Consider the following 21,516-nt stretch of genomic DNA (forward strand, 5'->3'; position numbering starts at 1 on the left):
CGCGCGATCCACCGGGACCGGGCAGGGGTGCCGCCCTGCAGGTGCCGCAAGGATGGCGGTTCCGCGCATCAGGGCTCCCACCCGCCCTGATCCTTGCGCCTTCGTCTGTCCGGCAGGGCGGGGGCGCCGATTTCTCCGGGGCTTGCGGGGCCGCGACACCCGCGCGCTTTGGCCCGGGGACGGACGGCTTGTCGGTCTGGCATCGGCTATGTAAGCCTTTCAGGGCTTCGAGTCGCGCTGCGGGGGTGGATGGGCGTCGAAATTGAGCGGAAGTTCCTCGTCATCGGCGAGGACTGGAAGCGTCACGTCACGGACAGTGTTCTCCTTCGCGACGGGCTGGTCGCTTCGGCCGGGGGGCGAAAGGTCCGGGTGCGCATCGCCGGCGAGACGGCGACGCTGACCGTCAAGGGGCGGCGGCGCGGCCTAGGTCGGTCCGAATTCGAATATGCTATCCCCCTTGCGGATGCCGAACAGATGCTCGCCGAGTTCTGCGGCAGGCCGGGGCGACTGATCGAGAAGACCCGGCACATCATTCCGGCGGGCGATCTCAAGTGGGAGGTCGACGTCTTCCACGGGCTGCTCGGTGGCATCACGACCGCCGAGATCGAGTTGCCGACCGCCGACACGACCTTTGCCCGGCCGGACTGGCTGGGGGTGGAGGTGACTGGGAACTTCCGGTTCAGCACGCGCCGCATGGTGCAGGAGCGGTCGCGGGCACGGTGGTCTGCCGGCGCCATCCTCCGGACGCTGCGGACCACCACGCGCCACCTGCTCGGGCGGGTGCAGATCCGCCCGCAATTCACGCCTCGGCGCTGAAGACCTCGGGGCCGGTCGGGGCCTGACGGCGGGACCGGGAAAGCGTCGGCGGAGGTTGTGCGCAGTGCGACGGGTCCTTCCCGCGCGGGCCCTGCCGAAGCCGAGCGCTGCGCGGGCAGCCTGCGGCGCCGGCGGACGAACGCGGGGCCCCGCCAAGGTCCTGCTTGTCAGTACCACATGTCCGGCACCGCCGCCTTCCGGCGGGCGATGAATTCGCGCAGCGCCTCGTCGGTGGCCGGGTCGAGCGGTGGCGCCTCATACTCGGCCAGCCGCTTCTTCCACAGCCGGTTGGCCCGGCTCGCGGCATCCGAGGATCCGGCCGCCTCCCACTTCTCGAAGGCCTCGTTGTCGGACAGGTCGCTGTCCCAGAACGCGGTTTCGTAATGTGCCATCGTATGGGCGCACCCGAAGAAGTGGTTGCCCGGCCCGACCTCGGCGAAGGCATCGACCGCCAGCTGGTCGTCGCTGACCTCGATCCCCTTCAGATAGGAATGGAGCGCGCCGCACAGGTCGGCATCCAGCATGAACTTCTCGTAGGACATCGACAGCAGCCCGTCGAGGAAGCCGGCCGAATGCAGGATGTAGTTGGCGCCGCAATGGATGGCGGCGAGCATCGACATCGTGCCCTCCATCATGGCCTGCGCATCCGGCAGCTTCGAGGTGGTGAAGTTGCCCGAGCAGCGCAGTGGCAGCTTCAGCCGCCGGGCGAGCTGACCCACCACCATCGAGCCGATCGCAGGTTCGGGAGTGCCGAAGGTGGGGCTTCCCGTGCGCAGGTTCATCGAGGAGAGGAAGTTCCCGAACACCACCGGCGCGCCGGGCCGTTCGAGCTGCGTCAGCGCGCAGCCCGCCATCGTCTCGGCCAGCGACTGCGCGATGGCGCCGGCCGAGGTGACCGGCCCCATCGCCCCGCCGAGGATGAACGGCACGAGCACGCAGCCCTGACCCGCCCGGGCATAGGCCCGCATCCCCTTCGTCATGGTGCCGTCCCAGACCAGCGGCGAGTTCACGTTGAAGTTGCCCATGATCACGCAGTTCCGGTCGGCGAAGTCGGCGCCGAACAGGATCCGCGCCATCTCGACGCTGTCCTGCGCGCGGTCCTCGGCGGTGACCGAGCCGAGGAACGCCCGGTCCGAGTAGCGGACATGGGCATAGACCATGTCGAGGTGGCGCTTGTTCACCGGAATGTCGGTCGGCTCGCAGATCGTGCCGCCGGAATGGTGAAACCACGGCGAGGATTGCGCGAGCTTGATGAAGTTCTCGAAATCCTCCAGCGTGCCGAACCGCCGCCCGCGGTCGAGGTCCATCACGAAGGGCGAGCCGTAGGAGGGGGCGAAGACGACGTTCCTGCCGCCGATCCGCACCGAGTTGGCCGGGTTGCGGGCATGCTGGGTGAATTCGGCCGGTGCCGTGCGCAGGATCTCGCGCAGCAGGCCGGGCGGAAAGCGGACGAGAACGCCGCTCACCTCGGCGCCCGCGCGACGCCAGAGATCCAGCGCCTCGGGATCGTCGCGGAACTCGATTCCGGTCTCGGCGAGGATGCGGTCGGCGGCCGCCTCGATCCGCGAAAGGCTCTCCTCGCCCATCACGTCATAGGTCGGGATGCCGCGGACGATGTAGGCGCAGCCGAGGTCGCGCCGCGTCCCGGTGCGCTCCTGCCGGCGCGCCTCGCGCCCGCTCCGTCTCCGGGCCTGGGTGGCGGCGGTTTCCGGCGGAAGCGTGATCTGGCTCTGCATGGGCACCTCTGTCAGCGGGTCTGCTCCGGAAGACTAGCCGGGCCGCCCCCGCCTGTGACGCGCAAAAGATTTCCGCGAGTTGATGATCTGGAGTTATGCGTCGGCCTGAAAGCGGCCGGTGATCCAGTCGAGGAAGGCGGCCGCGGCAGGCGCGGGCTCGCGTCCCGCCGGCACGACGACGTGATAGCGTTCCTCAAGCTCGACGCTGTGCCGGCCGACGCGGACCAGCCGCCCCTCGGCCAGGAGCCCGGACAGCAGCGTCGCCCAGCCAAGCGCTACCCCCTCGCCGTTGACCGCCGCCTGGATCGTGTCCGTATAGTGGTTGAAGCGCAGCCGGCTGAGGTCCGAGGCCCGCGTGAGGGCGGGTCCCAGCCCCGCGTCCCTGGCCCATGAGCGCCAGGTGAGCCAGGCGGGGTTGATCCAGTCCGACGTGATGAGCGGCAGGTTCGGCAGCTGCGCGGTCTCTGCCTCCACGCCGAGCCGGGCCAGGAGTTTCGGGCTGCACACCGGGAACACCCGGTCGGGGTGGCTGGCGAGGCTGCGTCCATCCTCGAACGGCGGCTTGCCATAGCGGATCGCGACATCCAGCCGGTCGCGGCGCAGATCGGCCGCGCTGTCCTCGGCCACGAGCTTGAGCTTGATGTCGGGATGCGCGGCGCGGAACTCCGGCAGTCGCGGCAGCAGCCAGAAATGGCTGAAGGCGAGGGTGGAGCCGATGGTGACGGCCTCGGGGACCAGCGGCTGCCGCAGGGTCTCGATCATCTCGGCCATGCGGCCGAAGGCGCCGGTAACCGTCGTGGCCAGCGCCTCGCCCGCCGGCGTCAGCACGACGCGGCGGTGCACGCGCAGGAAGAGGGGCGTGTTGAGATCCACCTCCAGCAGCTTGATCTGCCGGCTGACGGCCGCCTGCGTCACGCCAAGCTCGCGCGCGGCCTGGGTGAAGCTGCCCAGCCGCGCCGCGGCCTCGAAGGTCGCGAGCGCGTTGAGCGAGGACAGGCTGCGGCGAAGGGTGGTCATGGGCACCTCGGGCTGAAGGCCCATCCATAACCCCAGATCATCGAACCGCAAAGTTTTTCTGCAGTTGAGAAAGACCGTTCAAGCCCTGATGGTTCGGGACAGGTCCGCCGCCAGACCCGTGCCGCACCCGCCGCCCGCACCTCCCCCGACAGGCGCCGCGGACCCTCGTGCGCCGGTTCCCGGGGCGGTCTGATCCGCGCCGTTCCACTGAAGGATCCCCGATCGTGACAAGCCAAGCCGACCTTCTTCCGCTGCTCCGCGCGCAGCAGTCCGGCCGCTCGCTGGCCCGGCCGTTCTACACCGAAGCCGACGTCTTCGAGGCCGATCTGGCGCTCATCTGGTATCGGGAATGGATCTTCGCGGCCGCGGCCGCCGAAGTGCCGCGCGCCGGGTGCTATGTCACGCTGCAGCTCGGCCGCTATCCGGTCGTGATCGTGCGTGGCGCCGATGGCGAGGTGCGGGCCTTCCACAACTCGTGCCGGCACCGCGGCAGCCGCATCTGTTCCAGGCCGTCGGGTCAGGCGGCGAAACTGGTCTGCCCTTATCACCAGTGGACCTACGAGACCGACGGCCGGCTGCTCTGGGCGCGGGACATGGGTCCGGACTTCGATCCGGCACGGCACGGGCTGAAGCCGGTGCATTGCGCCGTGGCCGCCGGTATGGTCTTCATCTGCCTCGCCCACGATGCCCCCGACTTCTCGGAGGTCAAGGCCGCCGCAGACCGCTATTCGGCGCCGCACCGGCTGGACGAGTTGAAGGTCGCGCACCGCTCCAGCATCGTCGAGAACGGCAACTGGAAGCTGGTGCTGGAGAACAACCGCGAGTGCTATCACTGCGCGGGCTCGCACCCCGCGCTCTGCCGCACCTTCAACGACGATCCCGACCTTGTCGGCGCGGACGACAGCCTGTCCTCGCCCGCCGGCGCCGCGCATGTGAACCGCTGCGAGGCGGCGGGGCTGCCCTCGCGCTACCTGATCGGCGGGAACGAACAATGGCGGCTGGTCCGCATCCCCTTCGTGGGCGCGGCGGTCAGCTACACGATGGACGGCCGGGCCGCCGCGCCGCTGATCCCGGGCATGCCCTTCGCCAACGCCGGGTCGCTGCTGTTCTTCCATTACCCCAACACATGGAACCACTTCCTGTCGGACCACGTGCTGAACTTCCGCGTCCTGCCGATCAGCGCCACCGAGACCGAGGTCACCACCACCTGGCTCGTGCACCGGGACGCGGTCGAGGGGCGCGACTACGACCTGACCCGGCTGACCGAGGTCTGGACCGCCACCAACGACGAGGATCGCCGCGTCGTCGAGGAGAACCAGATCGGCATCTCCTCGCCCGCCTACGAGCCGGGGCCCTATTCCGTGAAACAGGAAAGCGGCGTCATCCAGTTCGTCGACTGGTATGTGCGCACGTTGACCGCCGGCGTTGCCGGCCCGTCCGCGCTCGCGGCGGAGTAGGGCCGTGGGCAAGCCGCGCCTGAACTGGGCTGCCGAGCCGTGGAACGATGGCGAAGAGCTGGAATGCGCCATGGTCATCCCGGAAACCGCCGACTGCGCGACCATCGCCTTCCGCGCCCCCTCGGGCGCGTGGTTCGACTACCAGCCCGGCCAGTTCCTGACGCTCGAGCTGCCCGTGCCCGGCGGTCCGGTCCAGCGCACCTACACGATCTCGTCCTCGCCCTCGCGGCCGCTGTCGCTGTCGATCACCGTCAAGGCGCAGCCGGGATCGGTGGGCGGGCGCTGGATGCTGGACCATCTGAAGCCCGGCATGCGGCTCAGGGCGCATGGCCCGGCGGGTCAGTTCACCTCGCTGCGCCATCCGGCGCGGAAGCATCTGTTCATCTCCGCCGGCTCCGGCATCACGCCGATGATGTCGATGACCACCTGGGCCTGGGATTCGGGCGAAATGCCCGACATCGTCTTCGTCCATGCCGCGCGGAGACCCTCGGACATCATCTTCCGGCAGCGGCTGGAGCAGTTCGCAAGCCGTGTGCCGGGGCTTCAGCTACGCTTCACGGTCGAGGAGGTCGAGCCGTTCGAGGTCTGGCCCGGCTATCGCGGCCGCCTGTCGCAGATCATGCTGGGCCTCATGGCGCCGGACTATCTGGACCGCGAGGTGTTCTGCTGCGGCCCCGAGCCCTTCATGCGCTCGGTGCGCGAGATGCTCGCCTCGCTCGGCTTCGACATGACCCGCTACCACGAGGAAAGCTTCGCCGCCCCCGCCCTCGAGGAGGTGCCGGTCGAGATGGCGCCCCCCGCCGCGGTGTCCGAGGTCAGCTTTGCCGGATCGGGCCTGTCGGTCGCCTGCGACGGCACCGAGACGGTGCTGGCCGTGGCGCGGCGCGCGGGGCTCAACATTCCGTCGGGGTGCAACTTCGGGCTCTGCGGCACCTGCAAGGTGCAGAAGGTCTCGGGCGAGGTCGCGATGGTCCACAACGGCGGCATCTCCGACGACGAGATCGCCGCGGGCCTCATCCTCGCCTGCTGCTCGCGGCCGCAGGGCAGCGTGACCATCGACCTCTAGCACGGGCTGCGGCGCGCGGGCGCCGCCCCGTCTGACGAAGGAAGCCCATGTGATCGAGCACCGCCACCATCCATCGACCCTTGACCGCCCGGGACCTCACGGGGCCTCGGGCCGGTCCTGCGGCTCCGGTGCGCGGCCCAGCGGCAGCCGGATGCTCTCCGGGGTGATGAACCGTTCGAACTGCGAACGCGCCAGTTCCCAATGGGCGAGGGCCAGATCGGCCGCGGCCTCCGCGTCGCCGGCCTCGATCAGCTCGATGAACCGGTCGTGATGGTCGGCGGCCACGGCCTGTCCCTCGATCATGGCGGCCTTGCGCGGGCTGTGGAACGTCATGCCGATCCGCGCATGGTCGATGAGCAGCCGGCGCAGGCTGGGCGTGAGATATTCGTTGTCCGCCATCTCGCCGATGATCGAGTGGAACCGCTCGTTCATCAGCGCGCGGTCGGCGGCGTCGCCCTCGCGGATCGCCGCCCGGAACGCGCTCTGCGCCTCCTTCAGCCGGGCGATCTGCGCGGGCCTTGCGTGTTCGGCCGCCAGACGCGTGACCGCCCCGTAGATCATCGGCGCGGCCACGAAGAAGTTGCGCAGCGTCTTGTGCGTCATCGGCGCGACCTGCGCACCGCGGTTCTCGTGCAGCAGCACGTAGCCCTCGCCCGCAAGCTGCCGCAGCAGCTCGCGCAGCGGTGGGCGCGAGATGCCGTAGCTTTCGGCAAGGTCGGTCTCGTCGAGGTAGGCGCCCGGCTCGAGCACCTGCGTCAGGATCTTCCTGCGCAGGTCGTCGAGGCAGCGGGCCTTCCGGCGTCTCGGATCGGCTTCCATGCGACTTCCTGTTCCCCTGTCCGCAGCCCCGATGGAGGATCGAGTCGGGCAACCCTTTTGTAGGGTAATAAAATACATGTTGTCGACATTAGCCATTTATGATTGAAATTTTCGATCAGGGAGAATCCGAATGACCAAACCCGCCCAAGAGGACGTCATCCGCTGCGAGGGAATCTGGAAGATCTTCGGCCCGAGATCGCGCCAGGCGCTGGAGGCCATCCGCAGTCAAGGATTGTCAAAACGGGAAATCCGCGAGAAGTTCGACTGCGTCGTGGGGGTTCAGGATGCCTCGTTCTCGGTGCGGCGGGGCGAGATCTTCTGCATCATGGGGCTGTCGGGTTCGGGCAAGTCCACCCTCATCCGCCACATCAACCGCCTGATCGAGCCAACCGCGGGCGCCGTCTTCATCGAGGGCCAGAACGTCAACGCGATGAACGCGCGCGAGCTGCGGGCGCTCAGGGCGCAGCGGATCGGGATGGTGTTCCAGAGCATGGCGCTGATGCCCCACCGCACGGTGCGCGACAACGTGGTCTTCTCGCTGGAAGTCCGCGGCGTGCCCGAGGAGGAGCGGGTCCGGGTCGCCGCGCAGGCCATCGAGGCGGTGGACCTGACGGGCTGGGAAAGGAAGTATCCCGATGAGCTTTCGGGCGGCATGCAGCAGCGCGTGGGCCTTGCCCGGGCCATCGCGGCCGATCCGACCATCCTGCTGATGGACGAGCCCTTTTCGGCGCTCGACCCGCTGATCCGCAAGCAGCTGCAGACCACGTTCATGGCGCTCTCGGCCGAGCTGCACAAGACGACGGTCTTCATCACCCACGACCTGGACGAGGCCATCCGCATCGGCGACCGCATCGCGATCATGAAGGACGGGGTGCTGGTGCAGATCGGCACGCCCGAGCAGATCGTGACCGAGCCGGCCGACGACTACGTGGCCGATTTCGTCGCCGGCATCTCGAAGCTCGATCTCGTCTCGGCGGGGCGGATCATGCAGCCGCTCGAACAGTATCGCCAGGCCCGCGGCGCCGAGAACATCGGCGACTGGCCGGTCGCCCGCCCCGAGGACAAGCTGAACACGCTGGTCGATCTGGCGGTGGGCACCGACCATCCGATCCTGATCAAGTCGGATGGCGCGGTGGTCGGCGTGGTCAGCAAGCGCGCGCTGCTGCGCGGCATCCAGGGCCGCGAGGAAGCCACCTCCCTGAAGCCGGAGACCGTCTGATGTCGGACGCCAGCACCTTCAGCCTGCTCGACCCGTTCCGGAGCGTCGACCTGGACATCGACGGTCGCGCCGACGGCATCAAGCAGTGGGCGATCGCCAACCGCGAGTCGCTGCAGCCGATCAAGGCCTTCTTCGACGGGATGATCAGCTGGATCGAGCATTTCATGCAGTCGATCCCGCCGACCGTGATGCTTGCGATCATCGTGCTGGTGGCGTGGCAGGCGGCCGGGCGGCGCGTGGCGATCGTGGTCGCGGTGGCGCTGGTCGCGCTGGGACTGCTGTCTCCCGATGCCTGGTCGCTTGCGATGACGACGCTCGCGATCGTCAACGCGGCCGTGGCGCTCTGCGTCATCATCGGGCTGCCGCTGGGGGTGCTGGCGGGCAAGAGCGACCGGTTCGAGGGCGCCATCCGGCCCGTCCTCGACACGATGCAGACCATCCCGGCCTTCGTCTACCTCGTGCCCGTCGTCATGCTGCTCGGGATCGGCAACGTCTCGGGCGTGATCGTCACCATCATCTTCGCCCTGCCGCCGCTGGTGCGCCTGACCTCGCTCGGCATCCGCGGCGTGAACCCGAGCGTGGTCGAGGCCGCGCGGGCCTTCGGCGCCACCCCGGGGCAGATCCTGTTCAAGGTTGAGCTGCCGCTTGCCACGCCCACCATCCTCGCCGGCCTCAACCAGACCATCATGCTGTCGCTGTCCATGGTCGTCATCGCCTCGATGATCTCGGTCAAGGGGCTGGGGAACGAGGTCCTGCGCGCGATGGGCCGTCTCGATGCCGGCAAGGCCATCGTCGGCGGGCTCGGCATCGTGATCCTGGCCATCGTTCTCGACCGCGTCACGCAGGGGCTCGGCCGGTCGGGCCGTGACCGCAACCACCGCCACTGGTGGCAGGACGGGCCGGTCGGCCTCGTCATGCGCCTCGTCAAGAAGAGCGCCTGAAGGCGCCGACACCAAGTCCAGCAAGGAGATCCCATGAAACAGTTCCACAAGTTGTCCTTCGCCCTTCTGCTGTCCGTCGCGGCGGGCCCGCTGCTGGCCAGCGAGACGCCGGGCGAGGGGGTGACGGTCCGCCCCGTCGTGACCACGCAGATCGAGGAGTTCTTCCAGCACCGCATCCTGTTCCGCGCGCTGGAGGAACTCGGCTATACCATCGCCGAGCCGCAGGAGGTCGAATACCAGACGCTTCACATGGCACTCGGCGCGGGCGACGGCGACTTCAGCGCCGTGCACTGGAACACGCTGCACCACGCCTTCTTCGAAGAGGCGGGCGGCGAGGCGGTGATGACCAAGGTCGGCACGCTGGTCGAGGGTGCGCTGCAGGGCTATCTCGTGGACAAGGCGAGCTACGACGCGGGCGTGCAGAGCCTGGGCGATCTGAAGGATCCGGCGGTGGCGGCGAAGTTCGACGGCGACGGTGACGGCAAGGCCGACCTTGCCGGCTGCGTGCCCGGATGGGGCTGCGAGGCCGTCATCGAGCATCAGTTGACCGAGTTCGGCCTGCGCGACACGGTCACCCACAACCAGGGGTCCTACAATGCGATCATCGCCGACACGATCGCGCGCCAGCAGAACGGCGAGCCGATCCTCTACTACACCTGGACGCCCTACTGGGTTTCCGGCGCGCTCGTGCCCGGCAAGGACGTGGAATGGCTGAGCGTTCCCTACACCTCGCTGCCGGGCGGCGCCGAGGCGAACACCACGTTCGACGGCAAGAACCTCGGCTTTGCGGTCGACAGCATCCGTGTCCTCGCCCGCAACGATTTCCTTGAGGCGAACCCTGCCGCCGCGAAGCTGTTCGAGATCGCCAGCATCGACATCAACGACATCTCGGCCGAGAACAAGCTGATCGCCGATGGCGAGGACAGCTCGGACGACATCGACAAGCACGTGTCGGACTGGATCGCGGCCCATCAGGCCGAATACGATGGCTGGCTGGCCGAGGCGCGCAAGGCGGCCGAGTGACTGATCAACGGGTGCCCCGTCGGGGCACCCGTTCCCTGCGCGGGCCCCCGTAGGCTCAGCCGCTCTCCCTTCAGCCCGGACGCTTCCCGTGCTGCCCTGTCGCCGCGCACGGGTGACCCTCTGTCGGCCGGAAGCTGCATCGCCGGTCGCTCGAAAGCGCCGCTGAAGCCTTTCCGAAGCGCCCTGACGGGCTGGCCCAGATCCCTCGAAACGCGGAGGCCGAAGGTCGGGATAATGCGGCGCGACCCGACGGCGGATCGGGACATGGCGGTGCAACCGACCCCGAGGGCGGCGGAGGATCCCGGTCCCGCCGACTAGCGCCGGCTGAATGCAGCGGAGCCTGCCGCACCGGAACATCGGCGCCTTGCGTCCGTTGATCCCGCGTGAACAAGACGGAGCATCCCATGCAACCGAAGGATGCGGGCCTTTTCGTGCTGCTGCTCGTCGCGCTCAGCGCGACCTCGGCAGGCATCATCGTCAACGTCTGGCCCTACTGAGGCGCAAGCGGCGGCCATTCCGGGGCTTTGGCCCCCCATCCCGACGAGGTGACCGACGTCAAGGCGCCGGCCCGCGCTCTCCGCCACCATGACATCGGTGTCGGCGGGAGACGGGCCATGTGCTTTTCCGCAACGGCGAGTTTCGGCGCGGGTGCGGTGCTGGTTCCGCTCGGGATCCTTGCGATGGCGCAGGCCCGCAAGACCGACCGACGCTATCTGCTGCTTGCCGCCTTCCCCGCGCTGTTCGGCTATCAGCAGATCTTCGAGGGGTTCCTCTGGCAGAGCCTCGACGGGTCTGGAGGCTTGTCCCGCACGGCGGCGCTGGCATTCCTGCTGTTCGCCTACCTGCTCTGGCCGGTGCTGACACCTCTGGCCGCGTTCCGGGTCGAGGATCGGCCGGCGCTTCGGAAGATATTCCTCGGGCTCGCCGTCCTCGGGGGGCTTTACGGACTGTCGCTTTATGCGCCGCTGCTCGTGCGGGCCGACTGGCTCGCCATCGGGCTGGCGCGCGGGTCGATCGTCTACCATTCGCGGCTGGTCTATGACGGCCTCGTGTCCACGACCGTCCTTCGGCTGGTCTATGCCGCCCTCATCTGCATGCCGCTGCTGGCCTGCACGGCCCACGGCGTCCGGTTCTTCGGGGTTCTGGTCACCCTGTCGGTCGTGCTGGGGTTCCTGTTCGCCACCTACGCCTTCACGTCGATCTGGTGCTATCTCGCCGCTGCGGTTTCGGGCTACCTTGCCGTTGCGATGCTGCGGCTGCCGCGGCGGGCGGACAGCCGGAAGCCGGTCATCTGAATTCGAGCGTCACTGGCCGATGCGGGCATGGAAGCGGGCGAGTTCCCGCGGTTCCGGCCGCTTTCCGGTGTAGATCTCGACATAGGTCGGAATGCGGGCGAGCCGCGTCGCCATCGGCTCCTCGGCCTGCATCGAGATGTAGCCGATCTGGACCAGATAGACCGTCCGCGCCCGCACGTCGGCATCCTCGGCGCCATGGCCCCATCTGCCGAGCATTGCCGTCAGCGCCGACAGGCGGTCCGCGTCCGCGGCATGGACCGCCGCCATCATCGCCTCGTCCTGAAGCGCCCAGCTGCGCACGGCGAATTCGAACCGTGCGTCGAACCGGCCCGACAGGAAGCAGGCCAGCACGTTGAGCATCGCCTCGGTCCCGGTCTCGGCGTAGTCCTGCGTCGCCGCGACCAGGGGGGCGGTGGTCGCTTCCGCCCAGCGGCCGCGGAGGGCGTCGAGCACCTCGTCGCGATCCTTGAAGAACCAGTAGAAACTGGTGCGCGACAGCTTCAGCCGGGCGGCAAGGGTCATGATCTTGACCGAGTCCACCCCGTTCTCGATCAGCGCGTCATAGGCCGCCTGAAGCCAGCCCTCGCGCGATCCTCGCCATCCCGTCTCGGTTGCCGCCGGTTCATCCATTCCCTGTTGGTAGGATCGCCCGACCCGCTTCGCAAGAAGTAAATGTTCAATGACGACCCGGTAATGTGCAGCGTGGAACTTCAACTTGACATAGGTGAACATTCCCGGATGATGGCGCCGTTCCCTCCCGGAGAGTCCCATGTCGAACGACCCGCTTCTCCAGCCCTTTCGGCTCAAGCACCTGACGCTGAAGAACCGCATCATGATCACCAGCCACGAGCCGGCCTATCCCGAGGACGGGATGCCGAAGGAGCGGTATCGCGCCTATCACGTGGAGCGGGCGAAGGCGGGCGTGGCGCTGACCATGACGGCGGGCTCGGCCTCGGTTGCGCGCGACAGCCCGCCGGTCTTCAACAACATCCTCGCCTGGAAGGACGAGGTAGTGGGCTGGATGAAGCAGCTGGTGGACGAATGCCACGACCACGGCGCCGCGGTGATGATCCAGCTGACGCATCTCGGCCGCCGCACCCGCTGGGACAAGGCGGACTGGCTGCCGGTGGTGGCGCCCAGCCACGAGCGCGAGGCCGCCCACCGCGCCTTTCCGAAGCGGCTGGAGGACTGGGACATCGCCCGCATCATCGAGGATTTCGCCGATGCGGCCGAACGGATGAAGGCGGCCGGTGTCGACGGGATCGAGCTGGAAGCCTACGGCCATCTGCTCGAGCAGTTCTGGTCGCCGCTGACGAATGACCTGGAGGCGCCCTGGGGCGGCAGTCTCGACAACCGCCTGCGCTTCACCTTCGACGTGCTGCGCGCCATCCGGCAGCGCTGCGGCGAGGAGTTCATCGTGGGCCTGCGCTATACCGGCGACCAGGACCTGCCCGGCGGCATGACGAAGGCCGAGGGGATGGAGGTCTCGCAGAAGCTGAAGGCAAGCGGCCTCGTCGATTTCCTGAACGTGGTGAAGGGCCATATCGACACCGACCCCGGCCTCACCGACCTGATCCCGATCCAGGGCATGCGCAGCGCGCCGCATCTCGACTTCGCGGGCGAAATCCGCGCGGCGACCAACTTCCCGACCTTCCACGCCGCGCGCATCCCGGACGTGGCGACCGCCCGCCACGCGATTGCCAGCGGCAAGCTCGACATGGTGGGGATGACGCGGGCGCACATGGCCGACCCGCATCTGGTGCGCAAGGTGATCGAGGGGCGCGAGGACGACATCCGTCCCTGCGTCGGCGCGAACTACTGCCTCGACCGGATCTATCAGGGCGGCATGGCCTTCTGCCTGCACAATGCCGCCACCGGGCGCGAGGAGACGATGCCCCAGACGATCCCGGCCGCGCCGTCGCGCAAGCGAATCACCATCGTGGGCGCCGGTCCGGCGGGCATGGAGGCCGCCCGCGTCGCCGCCGAGCGCGGCCATGAGGTGACGGTGTTCGAGGCCGCCGACCAGCCCGGCGGCCAGATCTGCCTGACCGCCCTGCAGGAGCGGCGGCGCGAGATGATCTCCATCATCGACTGGCGCATGGCGCAGTGCGAGAAGCGCGGCGTTCGCTTCCATTTCAACACCTTCGCCGATGCCGGGGCGGTGCTCGCCACCCGGCCCGACGAGGTCATCGTGGCGACGGGCGGCCTGCCACACACCGATGTCCTTGTGGAAGGCAACGACCTCGTCCATTCGGCATGGGACATCCTCTCGGGCGATGTGAAGCCGGGCACGAACGTGCTGATCTTCGACGACGCGGGCGATCATGCGGCCCTTCAGGCGGCCGACGTGATCTCGGCCACCGGTGCCGCGGTCGAGATCGTGACGCCCGACCGCAGCTTCTCGCCCGAGATCATGGCGATGAACCTCGTGCCCTACATGCGCGCGTTGCAGGGGCGGAACACCACCTTCACCGTGACGTGGCGGCTGATGTCCGTGGTGCGCGAGGGCAACCAGCTGCGCGCGACGCTTGGCAGCGACTACGGCGGCGTGCGCCGCGACCGGCTGGTCGATCAGGTCATCGTCAACCACGGAACGCGGCCGCTGGACGAACTGTATTTCGAGCTGAAGCCGCAGTCGTCGAACCTCGGCGAGGTGGATTATGACGCGCTGACCACCGGCGGACGGCAGGAGGTGACCCGCAACCCCGAGGGCCGCTTCCGCCTGTTCCGCATCGGCGATGCGGTGGCCGCGCGCAACACCCACGCCGCGATCTACGATGCCCTTCGTCTGGTGAAGGATCTCTGATCCGAAGCCGGGCGGCATCTTCCCCCGCCGGGGAAGATGCCGTGGCGGTCGGGCGGCGGTTACGACCGTCGCCCGGCCCCATGTCACGGGGTCGCCCGTCCGCAGGATGGCCCGATGGGGAACTTCCCCGTCCGCGCGGCATTCCGGATGCGCAGCGGCGCGCGGGTGCATCCTCCCTGTTCGCAAATCGCCCTGCGGCCGCTACATTGTTGGCGGATCCGGACCCAAGGGACATGCGCGATGAACCTCTGCTGCAGATCTGCCCTTCTCGCCCTCTGCTTCCCCGTCGCCCTGTGGGCACAGGAGAACCCGCCCGATCCCAGGGCCAGCGACCTTCTGCGGCACCTGCGGGACGAACTGCCCGCCATCCGGGACACGCTTCGGGATCGCGATGCGGCGCCGGACCGTTCGTGGTTCGGCGGCAAGGGCTCGTTCCAGGACGACATCGACGGCTATCTCGACGAGGCGCTTGACCTTGTCCTGCCCCGGACCTACCGCGCCGCCCGCGACAGGCTGACCGGGATCGACCGCCTGATCGTCGAGAAGCAGAAGGCGCAGGCCGCCCTGAAGCTCGACATGACCCTTGCGCCCGAGGCCGCCGCCGCGCCCCCCGCCGAGGAGGCCGGGCCGCTCGACGGCATCGGCCGGCTTTTCACCGGAGAGGAGAAGGGCCCCGCGACGCGCGAGGATCTGGCGCAGGAGATTGCCGCGCTGGAAGCGGAAATCGCCGCGCTGCGGGCGGAACGGCAGCAGGTGATCGACGGCTTCCGCCGCACCCTGGCCGAGAGCTACCAGCTTCAGCTCGACGGCCGGCAGGCCGAGGCGCTGCTCTATCAGGTCAATGGCGGCGATCTGGTCGATGCCGTGGCGGTCGCCTCGATCCTCACCGATCTCGAGGGTCAACTGCGCGGCATCCTTGCCGATGCCTCCGCCACCGTGCCCGAGGTGCGCGAGCAGTATCTCGGCGTGGCGGTGCTGACCCGGATGATCATCGCCCGCCTGCAGGCTCAGCACCTGCAGCACTATGACGACCGCTATCTGCCGGCGCTCGACGAGCTGAAGGCCGAGAACCGCCGCATCCGGCAGGAGAGCGAGAAGGTCCTGGCCGAGGCCGGCACACCCGACCATCGTGCCGCGGTCGAGGCCAACATCCGCATCCTCGACCAGGTGGAAGGAGCGATCGACCTTTATCGCAACGTGCTGGTGGAGCGGCGCGACAAGACCGCCATCGCGCTCAGGGCCGCCGAGCAGGATGCGCGCGTGGCGATGAACACGCTCAACACCTTTTCCGTGGCGATGAACTTCGATGCCGTCGTCACCGGCTCGATCCGCGAGTTCGCGGCCCTGTCGGAACTGACGGCGCCGGACCTGCTGCCGCTGGACGACAGCCAGATGTATCAGCAGTTCCTCGACATCTCGCGCCAGCTGCCGGGGAGTTGAAGCGGCGTCCGGTGATCCCGTGACCATGGCGAGCGCACCCGGACCGGCGCGGCTGCAGCGGGCGGGGATAAGACCGACCGGCGGCCGGGCGGGCTTTTGCAGATCCCGCACCCGGCTGCCGCAGGCATGAAGGGCGCGGGGATCGCCGGTCAGAACCGGGCAAGGAACGGGTTCTCGGGGTCGATCCGCGCCACTGCCCGCGCGAACTCCGCGGCGGCGTCCTGCGGAAGGTAGGGGCGGTCGAGGTCGAAGGCCGTCATCGGGACCGGCTCCCCATAATCCGGCGGTGCGAGGGGTGCGGGGGCCGCGGGCGTGCGGCGTGGATGGGCGGCCTCCATCCGCGCAACGGCCCCCTCGAACCAGCGCAGGAAGGCGTCGTCCGGATCGAGCACATGGCGGCACAGGTTGAACATGTAGCAGACGCGGACGGCCGGCTCGGGGTCGTCGGCAAGGCAATAGAGCGCATCCACCGCGATGGTGATCATCAGCGCCTGCGGCCCGCGCACCGGCCCGCGCCGGTCCTCCTCGTCGATCTCGAAATACTCGTAAAGCGGCGCGTCGTAGCTGCTGGCCGAGGCCACGTCCAGAAAGGCCTCGGCCTCGCCCCCGGGGTCCAGCCGGGCGAAGCGCTCGGCGATCCAGTAGCCGCAGGCGCAGACCAGCGCGTGGTTCGCGTTCGGCGTCAGCCGGACGAGGCGCTGAAGCTGCGCGGGGTCGCAGTCGGCGTAATAGGGCGTGATGTCCCACTCATCCCAAGCCATCCGAGGCGGGCCGCGGTCAAAGGGCGCCTCGCGGGCGAAGCGGGGGATCATTCCCCGGCCTCCAGTGCCCGGATCGCCTCGGGCGAGCGGAGGTAACGGTTGTCCTGCGGCCGGACGCTTGCCGCGAACGCCAGCGCGCGTCCGGTGCGGCCCTCGGGCGCGAAGGGCCGGGTGGTGTCGAGGATGTCGGGCGGCAGCGGTTCGCCCCGATGCGGCGCCGCAAGGGCTTCCAGCTCGCCCGGCAGGGCGAATTCGTCGATCTCGCCGGATGTCGCGGGCTTCGGCGCCACGGCATCCACCCGGGCCACGACCTCCTCGAGCCAGCGGTCGAACTCGGGCAGCCGGGTCGCGGGTAGGATGTGGCGCACCAGATGCACGAGATGCGACAGGTCCATCACCGGCTGCGAGCGCAGCGGCCACCACTCCTCCATGTCGAGCGCCCGGCGCAGGTGGATGTTCAGCCCCACCATCGCCGCCAGCGCCGGCGGCCCCTCGGGCACCCGCGCCATGGGGCCGGCCTGCACGTCCACGGCCCAGCGGTTCGTCTGGCCGACAAAGCCCGCCTCGGCCAGTTCCAGATTGTGCCGCCCCTCGGCGTGGGGAAGCAGCCGCCGCACCCCCCAGAACCCCACCCCGGAGCAGAGCGTCTGCACCCCGCAGGTGGTCTTGTTGCCCAGCCAGCGGATCAGCGGCGTCACCTCGTCCAGAGGGCCGATGTGGTATTCTATCCCCTTCCACGCGAAGTCGGGCGGGGGATCGCCGAGGCCGGCAGGGATATACGGCGTCTCGATCATCGCGGGCCTCCTAGGGGCATTTCGGCGCGCGGGCGCGGTTGTTCTCGTCGCAGACCTTGATCGTCATGCATTCGCTGGCCGCGCAGATCAGGTCCTTGCAGTTCGAGCAGGGCGACTGGCGACTGGCGCCCGCCGCCGGTCCCCCCGGCCAGTCGATCCCGAGGATCAGCGTGCCGCCGCCTGCCGGATTGGCGCGGAAGATGTCCTCGATGATCCGCGCCTCGGTGTGGCTGGTGTGCGGGCGCTGGAAGCCGCTCTTGTAGGTATGCCCGCCGCAGGCCGCGGAATTGACCTGATGCTGGTTCGGGGGCTTGCGCCGGCGCTTCTGCTTCTCGGCCGAAGTCATGCCGCGGGCGAAGCCCGACCGGAAGAGCGTCGCCAGCGCCCGCGAGCACGCCCGGATGATCTGCGGCGGGCCCGAGGGCGGGGTGTATTGCGCCGTCGTGACGGTCGCGTTGCCGTCGAGCCGCCCGGCCTCCTGCGTGGCCTTGGAGGAACTTTGCCGCATGCTGGCGCGGGTGGACTGGTTCGACTTCTTCAGCCCGGCGCAGACGCTCGTGGCCTCGGCCACCGCGGCCTCGGCCTTGGCCTGACTGAAGCCGAGCGAGGTGTTGCCCGGGTTCATGTCGTTCTGGATCGTCATGTCCATGAACCGTTCGGCGCCGCTTTTCTCGAACAGGACGTCGAACGAATAGGCGGCGAACTTCAGCGAGCCGGTGATCTTGTGGCTGACCACGCCCGCGCCGAAGCTGTTGGTGGCCGGCTGGTTGCCGTCGACCTTTGCGTATTTCGAGCCGTTCTTCTTGCCGACCTCCTTGCCGCCGATCCAGACCGTGCCGCTGCCGTCCGATGTGTCCGAGGCGGTGCCGGTGATCGGATAGGGCAGGGGGATCGGCCCGGCCGGCGGCGAGGGCGGCGACATGCAGACATCGGGGAAGGCCGCAATGGTCTTGTTCGGGGTGGCCTTGCCAGAGACTTCGCGGCCGTTGGCGAAGACGTTACTCATCCTGCCATTCCCCCACCACGGCGGCGCGCCGCCCGTCATCCTCGCCGGCGGTGAAGATCACCCGCCCCGGCAGCCAGCCCGAGCGGCCGGCCTCCCATGCCCAGCCCATCGCCGCCGGCATCAGCGCCGCGCCGACCTCGCCGATGGTCTCGACCACGTTCCAGTGTTCGACATGCCCGCGCGGCCGGCGCGAGCGGCCCTCGGGCGGGACGCGGTCCAGCCGCATCAGGGCCAGCGCATGTTCCTTGAACTTGAAATGCTCGCCGTTCTGGTCGCTCAGCAGGACGTTGATGTCGTGGAAGGGCATGCCCGCGGTCGCGAGCGCGGCGCGCATCGCGTCGGTCAGGCCCTCTCCGGTCACCGGATTGTCCTTGTCGCCGCCATCCCGGCTCCGCTCGAAGCCGAGGCCCATGCCGGTCAGCACGAGGCCCGGCCGGCGCCCGCGCGCCACGATGAGCGCGGCCGCCGCCTCGCCCGCGATGAAGCCGCTGGAGTTGACAGCCGACAACAGCCGGCCGCGGCGGTTGTAGGCCTCGACGATCGCCTGCCGCAGGAAGCTTTCGGCGCCCGCGACAATGGCGAGGGGCGAGGCGAGATCCGCGGCACGGGCGAAAAGCTGCGGCAGGGCGCAGCGCCCCGCAGGCAGGACGATGCTCCCGGGGGGCAGCGGCGATTCCAGCCGCTCGGCCAGCCCGTCGCGCAGGATGCGCTCCAGCGCCTCGGGCCGGCCGGGGCGGTCGGGCGGGGCGACGGCGAGCAGCACCGGCACCTCGGCCCCCCGCGGGCCGCCGGGAAGCGCGTCAATGGCCGCGCGGCAATCCTCGATCACCGGGGCGAGGAGGGCGGGCAGGAAGCTCGCCCCCTCCCACCATTGATGCGCGTGGACGCGGCAGGCGTTGAGCGGCGCGCCCGCCGTCGAATCCCACAGGTTGGCTTCGGCGGCGCCCGAGACGCCCGCCCGCATCGCCGCGACGCAGGACGGCCCGTCCGGTCCGGTCGCGGCCCAGATCGCATAGCCGGTGACCGTCAGGGCGGGCGAACGGCCGGCGCCGGTCATGGCGGCACCTCCTCGCGCCGGATCGCGATGCCTGCGATCTCGTGCAGGTCGCGCGCGGTCACGAAGCGGCTGCGCCAGGTGATGCAGAACCGGCGGCTCTCGGACAGGATGAGCAGCGTGTCGGGGTTGGCGATCTTGCGCGTGACGGGTCCCGCCTTCCGGCCGAACGTCACGAGGATGCGGTCATGCGGCAGGCGCGAGCGGATGCGTCCCTCGGCGCTGAAGCCCACGAGTTCCACCGGCTCGCCGCCCCTGGGATAGGGGATCTGCTGGTCGGGCGGGGCGGACTGGTGGAAGCGGTCGTCGAAGTCGTCGGGCAGGAACGGCATCCGGTGATCGAGCCACGCCTGGTCGTAGGTGCCGGCGAAGCGGCGGCGGGGCAGCCAGCCGCGACCCAGCGGGCCGAAGGCCATCGGCCGGTGTGGCCCGCTGCGGTCGCTGACGATCTGCCCGGCCTCGGCCGTCACCGGCAGCGCCGCCCCCTCGAGATCGGCGCTGTGGGGATAGTAGCCGAGGCCCACCGGGTTCTCCTCGCAGGTGGCGGCGCGGGTGGGGTCGTCCGGCTCGGGATCGGTGCCGCCCCAGGCCTCGTCATAGCCGATGGGCTGGCGCACGAAGGGCCGCGCGTCCGAGACTCGGTGCGCCAGCCCGTTCTTCAGCCAGATCCGCCGACCGTGAACCGAGATGACCTTGGACCAGCCGCCGACCCGCAGGCCGACCGTCAGGGAGAGCGCCGGCCGCTCGCCCGGCGTCACCGCGGGCCCGTGGCAGAGCACGTCGCAGAACGGCTTGAACGGCGCGAAGTCGTTCTCGAACAGCGGCGCGTCGGTGGCGGGATCGGGGCCGAAGACGTCCGACAGGATCAGCGGCTCCTGCCGCTCGGAGCGCGTGGGGTCGGGGGTCAGATCGAAGGTGCCCTTGATCGCCACGACCACCGTCTCGTGCCCGCTGCGGTCGAGGCCCATGGTGAAGAGCGCGGGGAAGGGGCTCTCGTTCTCGAACTGCACCGCCGCCTCCTACCAGGTCCGGGTGAAGCTGCCGCCCGCTAGCCGGACGGGGCTGCGCCAGTTCGGCAGAGGAGCCTGGGGCCGCCGCATCGCCTGCGTCAGCGCGACTGCGCGGTGGCGCGACTGGAAGCGCAGCCAGGGCTCGGGCGGGCCGGTGAAGGTCCAGGCGGCAAGTCCGAACAGCAGCCGCTCGCCGGTAGGCAGCCGCGCCGCATGGGCGGACAGCCAGTCGCGCACGCGCTCGACGTCCGGCCAGGGTGTGGCGGCCTCGATCAGGGTCTCGCCGGGGTCGCCGTCGATGGCGGCGTTTTCGGGGTCGTAAGGAAAGATCGCGCGCTCCAGCCCGTCATGGGCAACATGAACCCCGGTGATGGTCTCGAAGGCCGAAACGGCCACGCGGGCGTCGAGCGGGTCTTCCATCGCGTCGGCCAGCCACCGCAGGACCTGCGCCGAGCCGAGCGCGCCGAGCGCCACGATCCCCCAGCGGCGGGTCGCGGGCCGGCCGAGAAGCGCACGGGTCGCCTCCTGCGCCGCCGGGGGCTGCAGCGCGAGCGGGAAAAGTTCCGCTGCGCGGCGCGCGGGGCCGGGGGCGGTCGGAAAGGTCGCGGCCTCGGCCAGACGTGCGGCGCGCGCGCCATCGCCCAGCAGCACGGCGGCGATGTCGGCCTCGGTCCCCGCTTCCGCCGCCACGAAATCGCGGCAATCGGCGCGGCCGACCTCTCCGGCAAGCCGGATGGCGCGCGCCCGCACCTGAGGGTCGCGGTCCTCCAGCCCCGGCTGCAGGTGCCGGCGGGGATCGACGCGGTGGCGGCCGCAGATGTCGAAGGCGATCCAGCGCAGCACCGGCTCGCGGCTCGCGATCCAGCGGGGCATGACGGTTCCCAGAAGATCCGCGCCGCACCAGGCGGCGGCATGACCCATCGGGCGCCAGTCGGTCGCGGCGGCAAGCGCCGCCTCGACGCCGGCCGGTCGCTGCTGGCGCAGCGCCACATGCAGCAGCACCGCCGCCGCCGGGCCGCTCGGGTCGTCCTGCGCGAGGGTGCCGGCGGTCTCGCAACCCGCCTCATGCGCAAGGACCAGTGCATCGAGATGGCCCTGCAGCCGCTGCTCGAGATCGTAGATGTCGATCAGCCGGTGGTTCGGCGTCTCGAGCGCGAGGTCGCGCTGGGTCAGAAGGAAGGCCGCATCCTCGGCGTGGATGCGCAGGATGTCGGTTCCGTGCCGTCTGATCCAGTCAGCCCCCACGACAGGAACCC

General features: G+C 69.5%; 19 protein-coding genes. 9 read left to right on the forward strand and 10 right to left on the reverse strand.

The window, feature by feature from the left end:
* Nucleotides 1-249: 249 nt before the first annotated feature.
* Nucleotides 250-816 (forward strand): CYTH domain-containing protein, encoded by a 567-nt coding sequence (locus CK951_RS19200; RefSeq protein ID WP_096787809.1) that lies wholly within the window; start codon nt 250-252, stop codon nt 814-816.
* A gap of 167 nt (nt 817-983) precedes the next feature.
* On the opposite strand, the gene CK951_RS19205 is transcribed toward CK951_RS19200, so the two are convergent.
* Nucleotides 984-2,552 (reverse strand): trimethylamine methyltransferase family protein, encoded by a 1,569-nt coding sequence (locus CK951_RS19205; RefSeq protein ID WP_096787810.1) that lies wholly within the window; start codon nt 2,550-2,552, stop codon nt 984-986.
* A gap of 93 nt (nt 2,553-2,645) precedes the next feature.
* Nucleotides 2,646-3,569 carry a LysR substrate-binding domain-containing protein gene (locus CK951_RS19210; RefSeq protein ID WP_096787968.1) on the reverse strand — a complete coding sequence of 308 codons (924 nt, stop codon included), beginning with the start codon at nt 3,567-3,569 and terminating at the stop codon, nt 2,646-2,648.
* 224 nt (nt 3,570-3,793) lie between these two features.
* Between CK951_RS19210 and CK951_RS19215 the strand changes: the two genes are divergently transcribed.
* Nucleotides 3,794-5,026 (forward strand): aromatic ring-hydroxylating dioxygenase subunit alpha, encoded by a 1,233-nt coding sequence (locus CK951_RS19215; RefSeq protein WP_096787811.1) that lies wholly within the window; start codon nt 3,794-3,796, stop codon nt 5,024-5,026.
* 4 nt (nt 5,027-5,030) lie between these two features.
* Nucleotides 5,031-6,092 carry a hybrid-cluster NAD(P)-dependent oxidoreductase gene (locus CK951_RS19220; RefSeq protein WP_096787812.1) on the forward strand — a complete coding sequence of 354 codons (1,062 nt, stop codon included), beginning with the start codon at nt 5,031-5,033 and terminating at the stop codon, nt 6,090-6,092.
* A 96-nt stretch (nt 6,093-6,188) separates the two neighbouring features.
* Here CK951_RS19220 and CK951_RS19225 read toward each other — a convergent pair whose 3' ends face one another.
* Nucleotides 6,189-6,911, reverse strand: coding sequence for a GntR family transcriptional regulator (locus CK951_RS19225; protein ID WP_096787813.1), 723 nt, complete (start codon nt 6,909-6,911; stop codon nt 6,189-6,191).
* Nucleotides 6,912-7,041: 130 nt separating this feature from the next.
* On the opposite strand from CK951_RS19225, the gene CK951_RS19230 reads away from it, so the two are divergent.
* The 4 genes from CK951_RS19230 to CK951_RS19250 all read left to right on the forward strand — a co-directional run bounded on the left by CK951_RS19230 (nt 7,042) and on the right by CK951_RS19250 (nt 11,389).
* Nucleotides 7,042-8,130, forward strand: a complete 1,089-nt coding sequence (locus tag CK951_RS19230) for a glycine betaine/L-proline ABC transporter ATP-binding protein (protein WP_096787814.1) — start codon at nt 7,042-7,044, stop codon at nt 8,128-8,130.
* Complete coding sequence (locus tag CK951_RS19235; protein ID WP_096787815.1) at nt 8,130-9,071, forward strand: proline/glycine betaine ABC transporter permease; 942 nt, start codon at nt 8,130-8,132, stop codon at nt 9,069-9,071. Before CK951_RS19230 ends, CK951_RS19235 begins: the two co-directional genes overlap by 1 nt.
* Nucleotides 9,072-9,104: 33 nt before the next feature.
* The gene (proX, locus tag CK951_RS19240; protein ID WP_096787816.1) at nt 9,105-10,094 is read left to right on the forward strand and encodes a glycine betaine/L-proline ABC transporter substrate-binding protein ProX; all 990 of its coding nucleotides are present in this window, start codon (nt 9,105-9,107) and stop codon (nt 10,092-10,094) included.
* A gap of 614 nt (nt 10,095-10,708) precedes the next feature.
* The gene (locus tag CK951_RS19250; protein ID WP_096787818.1) at nt 10,709-11,389 is read left to right on the forward strand and encodes a DUF6629 family protein; all 681 of its coding nucleotides are present in this window, start codon (nt 10,709-10,711) and stop codon (nt 11,387-11,389) included.
* Between the two features lie 9 nt (nt 11,390-11,398).
* On the opposite strand, the gene CK951_RS19255 is transcribed toward CK951_RS19250, so the two are convergent.
* Entirely contained in the window at nt 11,399-12,019 is a 621-nt protein-coding gene (locus tag CK951_RS19255; protein WP_096787819.1) for a TetR/AcrR family transcriptional regulator, read from the reverse strand.
* A gap of 139 nt (nt 12,020-12,158) precedes the next feature.
* Here CK951_RS19255 and hpbA point away from each other — a divergent pair, with 139 nt between their 5' ends.
* Nucleotides 12,159-14,195 carry an N-methyl-L-proline N-demethylase HpbA gene (gene hpbA / locus CK951_RS19260; RefSeq protein ID WP_096787820.1) on the forward strand — a complete coding sequence of 679 codons (2,037 nt, stop codon included), beginning with the start codon at nt 12,159-12,161 and terminating at the stop codon, nt 14,193-14,195.
* 240 nt (nt 14,196-14,435) lie between these two features.
* The gene (locus CK951_RS19265; RefSeq protein ID WP_096787821.1) at nt 14,436-15,635 is read left to right on the forward strand and encodes a hypothetical protein; all 1,200 of its coding nucleotides are present in this window, start codon (nt 14,436-14,438) and stop codon (nt 15,633-15,635) included.
* A 149-nt stretch (nt 15,636-15,784) separates the two neighbouring features.
* Here the strand turns inward: CK951_RS19265 and CK951_RS19270 are convergent, their stop codons facing one another.
* The 6 genes from CK951_RS19270 to CK951_RS19295 are packed head-to-tail and all read right to left on the reverse strand — an operon-like array spanning nt 15,785 to nt 21,505.
* On the reverse strand, nt 15,785-16,447 hold the full coding sequence (locus tag CK951_RS19270; RefSeq protein ID WP_096787822.1) for a hypothetical protein: 663 nt from the start codon (nt 16,445-16,447) through the stop codon (nt 15,785-15,787).
* A complete protein-coding gene (locus tag CK951_RS19275; RefSeq protein WP_096787823.1) occupies nt 16,444-17,190 on the reverse strand; it encodes a hypothetical protein in 747 nt (248 codons plus the stop codon). Before CK951_RS19275 ends, CK951_RS19270 begins: the two co-directional genes overlap by 4 nt.
* Nucleotides 17,191-17,200: 10 nt before the next feature.
* On the reverse strand, nt 17,201-18,196 hold the full coding sequence (locus CK951_RS19280) for a DUF4150 domain-containing protein (RefSeq protein ID WP_096787824.1): 996 nt from the start codon (nt 18,194-18,196) through the stop codon (nt 17,201-17,203).
* A complete protein-coding gene (locus CK951_RS19285; RefSeq protein ID WP_096787825.1) occupies nt 18,189-19,253 on the reverse strand; it encodes a 3-oxoacyl-ACP synthase in 1,065 nt (354 codons plus the stop codon). Before CK951_RS19285 ends, CK951_RS19280 begins: the two co-directional genes overlap by 8 nt.
* Nucleotides 19,250-20,260, reverse strand: coding sequence for a DUF2169 domain-containing protein (locus CK951_RS19290; protein ID WP_096787826.1), 1,011 nt, complete (start codon nt 20,258-20,260; stop codon nt 19,250-19,252). Before CK951_RS19290 ends, CK951_RS19285 begins: the two co-directional genes overlap by 4 nt.
* A gap of 9 nt (nt 20,261-20,269) precedes the next feature.
* Nucleotides 20,270-21,505, reverse strand: coding sequence for a hypothetical protein (locus tag CK951_RS19295; RefSeq protein WP_096787827.1), 1,236 nt, complete (start codon nt 21,503-21,505; stop codon nt 20,270-20,272).
* Between the last annotated feature and the right edge of the window lie 11 nt (nt 21,506-21,516).

The organism is Rhodobacter sp. CZR27, from assembly GCF_002407205.1.
Classification (GTDB): Bacteria; Pseudomonadota; Alphaproteobacteria; order Rhodobacterales; family Rhodobacteraceae; genus Cereibacter_A.

What these genes read in the sequence shown, in the direction of transcription:
- CK951_RS19200 (WP_096787809.1), top strand. Translation starts at nt 250, where the DNA reads ATGGGCGTCGAAATTGAGCGGAAGTTCCTCGTCATCGGCGAGGACTGG.
- CK951_RS19205 (WP_096787810.1), bottom strand. Translation starts at nt 2,552, where the DNA reads ATGCAGAGCCAGATCACGCTTCCGCCGGAAACCGCCGCCACCCAGGCC.
- CK951_RS19210 (WP_096787968.1), bottom strand. Translation starts at nt 3,569, where the DNA reads ATGACCACCCTTCGCCGCAGCCTGTCCTCGCTCAACGCGCTCGCGACC.
- CK951_RS19225 (WP_096787813.1), bottom strand. Translation starts at nt 6,911, where the DNA reads ATGGAAGCCGATCCGAGACGCCGGAAGGCCCGCTGCCTCGACGACCTG.
- CK951_RS19230 (WP_096787814.1), top strand. Translation starts at nt 7,042, where the DNA reads ATGACCAAACCCGCCCAAGAGGACGTCATCCGCTGCGAGGGAATCTGG.
- CK951_RS19235 (WP_096787815.1), top strand. Translation starts at nt 8,130, where the DNA reads ATGTCGGACGCCAGCACCTTCAGCCTGCTCGACCCGTTCCGGAGCGTC.
- proX (WP_096787816.1), top strand. Translation starts at nt 9,105, where the DNA reads ATGAAACAGTTCCACAAGTTGTCCTTCGCCCTTCTGCTGTCCGTCGCG.
- CK951_RS19250 (WP_096787818.1), top strand. Translation starts at nt 10,709, where the DNA reads ATGTGCTTTTCCGCAACGGCGAGTTTCGGCGCGGGTGCGGTGCTGGTT.
- CK951_RS19255 (WP_096787819.1), bottom strand. Translation starts at nt 12,019, where the DNA reads ATGGATGAACCGGCGGCAACCGAGACGGGATGGCGAGGATCGCGCGAG.
- hpbA (WP_096787820.1), top strand. Translation starts at nt 12,159, where the DNA reads ATGTCGAACGACCCGCTTCTCCAGCCCTTTCGGCTCAAGCACCTGACG.
- CK951_RS19265 (WP_096787821.1), top strand. Translation starts at nt 14,436, where the DNA reads ATGAACCTCTGCTGCAGATCTGCCCTTCTCGCCCTCTGCTTCCCCGTC.
- CK951_RS19270 (WP_096787822.1), bottom strand. Translation starts at nt 16,447, where the DNA reads ATGATCCCCCGCTTCGCCCGCGAGGCGCCCTTTGACCGCGGCCCGCCT.
- CK951_RS19275 (WP_096787823.1), bottom strand. Translation starts at nt 17,190, where the DNA reads ATGATCGAGACGCCGTATATCCCTGCCGGCCTCGGCGATCCCCCGCCC.
- CK951_RS19280 (WP_096787824.1), bottom strand. Translation starts at nt 18,196, where the DNA reads ATGAGTAACGTCTTCGCCAACGGCCGCGAAGTCTCTGGCAAGGCCACC.
- CK951_RS19285 (WP_096787825.1), bottom strand. Translation starts at nt 19,253, where the DNA reads ATGACCGGCGCCGGCCGTTCGCCCGCCCTGACGGTCACCGGCTATGCG.